This window comes from Endozoicomonas sp. ONNA2 (genome assembly GCF_024606365.1).
Lineage (GTDB): Bacteria > Pseudomonadota > Gammaproteobacteria > Pseudomonadales > Endozoicomonadaceae > Endozoicomonas.
Genome location: NZ_JAHHPO010000579.1, coordinates 1 through 1,642, shown reverse-complemented (window position 1 = coordinate 1,642; position 1,642 = coordinate 1). Strand labels below are relative to the sequence as shown.

At 43.4% G+C, this 1,642-nt stretch carries 1 protein-coding gene; it reads right to left on the bottom strand.

Annotated features, from left to right (window positions below; translation table 11 throughout):
- Positions 1 to 24 precede the first annotated feature (24 nt).
- Positions 25 to 1,443 (bottom strand): HAD family acid phosphatase, encoded by a 1,419-nt coding sequence (locus KDK14_RS10160; protein WP_257264991.1) that lies wholly within the window; start codon positions 1,441 to 1,443, stop codon positions 25 to 27.
- Between the last annotated feature and the right edge of the window lie 199 nt (positions 1,444 to 1,642).

Here is a 1,642-nt window from a genome sequence, read left to right as displayed (position 1 = left end):
ATTCTTAAATAAACTTTCTCTGTATCATGACGTACGATCAGTGGTAATCAGGTATTTTTTTCCATTGATCTTTCCGGACATAATGGCTTTTCGCTGGTGTTGTTTATCACAGCTTTTTTTATTGACCGGACAATATTTGGAGCGATTCAGCAGATTGCTCTGTGTAACTTTGGGGAATCCATGGTAAACCAGTTGTTTTAAGGTGAAGTTTTCTACATCGCCGCTATGGCCTGAGCGGCCGGAAGAGTGCTCCCGGGCCGTTAAATAAAAGATTTCATAACCCAGGGCAGCCGCTTTGTTTAAAAATTCTCTGGCACCGGGAATAGAGGCAGCCTGCAGCTGTTTTTCATGGTTTTGCATCTTCTCTTCAGGGTCTGGAAATGTTTTACAAAGCGGTGGAATTAAATGATTCAAAGAGTAATCTACTAGCGTTCCGTCAATATCAACAATAATCGCCCGATTATTGGCGTAGCGGTTTTCAGGCGATTCAATTGCCTTGCTGGCCAGATTATAGGTTTGCAGGGCGGTGGCATCGAATTGTGCAGATTTTCTGAGCCAAAGATCGGCCATTATAATATGCTGCCGGTAGCTGTCGGAAATAGGTACGGGTAACTCTGTGTCGTTAACTTGTTGTAATCGGGCCCTGTGTTTTTCTTCAGGGCTCAGTGTCCGATAGTCTTTGCTGATCGCTTCTTCCCAGAATCCGTAAACGGTGTTTGGCAGAATAAACCATTGGGTTCCAAGTTTATCCTGATGCTGACTTACCCACTTTTTCCTTTCAGGATAAAGGCCTTTGTCTACCTCACCGAGGTCGTCCAGCTGGTCACCAAATAGCATGATCGGGTGGTAGCCCATTTTTACGATTTGCTGGCGTTTGTCCTCTTTGCTGAGGGTAGTGTTTTGTTCTTCTTGCAGAATGACATGATTTTCACTGCTGACCGGATAACCCAATTGCCTGAGTTTGTTGATGGTCATGGTTTTTACATCGTTGAAACGGCCACTGATATAGAATATTTCAATGCCGAGGCTATTGGCTTTTTGCAGGAAGTCAACGGACCCTGGCAGGGCTTTCGCTTCTTGATGATTCCACCAGAACCTGGTCCGCTCAGTACTTCGGGATTCATTGGTATCAACCATGCTGGTAAAATAAGGGGTGCCTGATATCAGGGTATCATCAATATCGGTGATTATTGCTGGCTTTTTACCGTCCGGTGTTGTTGCCAGGATAGCCTCCAGTTGATCACTGGCGCTGTTGAAACTCTGGTAAAAGTAAGCGTAGTATTCCCCTGAATGCTGCTGCCAATTTGCGGCAATGATAACTTCATTGTTTAAATCTTTCTGCTCAAAGCTATGAGCGAGTAAAGAGTTAAGTAATGGTGAAAGCAACAGTGCGGCCAACACTATTTTGTCCACTTTCTTTGCGATAATGTGCCGGATTTTCATAATTCTGATTGTGATAATTCTATTTGAGATAAGAATGACCGACTCAGAATAGACGAAAAGAAATACAGTCAATGGAAGCGTTTGCTCTCAGTTTATTGATAAGTAAGTTCCTTTTTATTGACAACGTCGTTGAAACAGTCGTTTGTTAAGTAGCTGGCCATATGGAATCGAATATTTCTGGCTACTTGGGCTGGTACTA

Excerpts from the sequence above, each read along its gene's own strand:
- KDK14_RS10160 (WP_257264991.1), bottom strand. The coding sequence starts at position 1,443 with ATGAAAATCCGGCACATTATCGCAAAGAAAGTGGACAAAATAGTGTTG.